Raw genomic sequence first — 1555 nt, 5'->3', positions numbered from 1 at the left:
GAAGTGGCGCCTGCAGCCGGGTAAGATGCTGCTCATCGATCTGGAGCAGGGCCGCATCGTCTCGGACGATGAGATCAAGCAGCAGCTGCTGCAAGCGCATCCCTACCAGGAATGGTTGAAGCGCACGCAGATCGTGCTCGAGGATCTCAAGCCGGTTCAGGCACGGGAATCACGCACGGACGTCTCCCTGCTCGATCGCCAACAGGCGTTCGGCTATACTCAGGAGGACCTCAAGCTGCTGATGCAGCCCATGGCCGTGACGGGCCAGGAAGCGGTCGGCTCGATGGGATCGGATACGCCGATCTCCGCCCTCTCCGACAAGGCGAAGCTGCTCTACACCTATTTCAAGCAGAACTTTGCCCAGGTCACGAATCCGCCGATCGACCCGATCCGTGAAGAGCTCGTGATGAGCCTCGTGTCGTTCATCGGGCCGCGTCCCAACATCCTCGATCTCGAAGGAACGTCGCGCCGCAAGCGCCTGGAAGTACGCCAACCGATTCTCACCAATGAGGATCTGGAGAAGATCCGCTGCATCGGTCATTTCGAGGATCGATTCGACACCAAGACACTCGACATCACCTATCCCGCCGAACTCGGCGCGGCGGCCCTCGACGGAGCGGTCGATCGTCTTTGCGACCGCGCGGAAGCGGCGGTTCACGGCGGGTACAACATCATCATCCTGTCGGACCGCATGGTGGGACCGGACCGGATTCCGATCCCCGCCCTCCTCGCCACGGCGTCGGTTCACAACTATCTGATCCGCAAGGGCCTGCGCACCTCGGTCGGGCTCGTCGTCGAATCCGGCGAACCCCGTGAGGTGCATCACTTCGCGTGCCTTGCCGGCTACGGCGCCGAAGCGATCAATCCCTATCTCGCTTTCGAATCGCTGCTCGCCATGAAGGACGAGATGCCCCCGGAAGTGGACGAGGAGGAGATCGTCTACCGCTTCATCAAGGCGGTCGATAAAGGTCTGCTCAAGGTGATGTCCAAGATGGGCATCTCCACCTATCAATCCTATTGCGGCGCGCAGATCTTCGATGCGGTCGGTCTGAAATCCGAATTCGTCAACCGCGATTTCTTCGGCACCGCGACGACGATCGAAGGCATCGGCATGGACGAGGTGGCGGAAGAAAACGTCCGCCGCCACCGTGACGCCTTCGGCGACGCGCCTATCTATCGTAACGCCCTCGACGTGGGCGGGGAATACGCCTATCGCCTGCGCGGTGAAGAACACGCGTGGACACCGGACACCGTAGCGACGCTGCAGCATGCGGTGCGTCTCGAATCCGTCGAGCGCTATCGCGAATTCGCGGCGCTGGTGAACAATCAGGAAGCTAATCTCAAGACCATGCGCGGGCTGTTCCGCATCAAGCTGGCCGAGGAAAGCGGACGCGCGCCGATCGCGCTCGACGCGGTCGAACCCGCGGCGGACATCGTCAAGCGTTTCTCGACGGGCGCGATGTCCTTCGGCTCTATCTCGAAGGAAGCCCACGAWACACTTGCACTCGCCATGAACGCCATCGGCGGTAGGTCGAATACCGGCGAGGGCGGCGAG

1 protein-coding gene is annotated in these 1555 nt (G+C 61.8%); it reads left to right on the top strand.

The annotated features are described in order from the left end of the window. Positions 1–1555 (top strand): glutamate synthase central domain-containing protein (locus AC1DT3_RS20640; protein ID WP_477467071.1); only part of this gene is annotated, 1555 nt, incomplete at both ends.

The sequence above is a fragment of the Microvirga sp. P4_G7 genome, from assembly GCF_056401005.1.
This window is presented reverse-complemented; position numbering and strand designations above follow the sequence as displayed.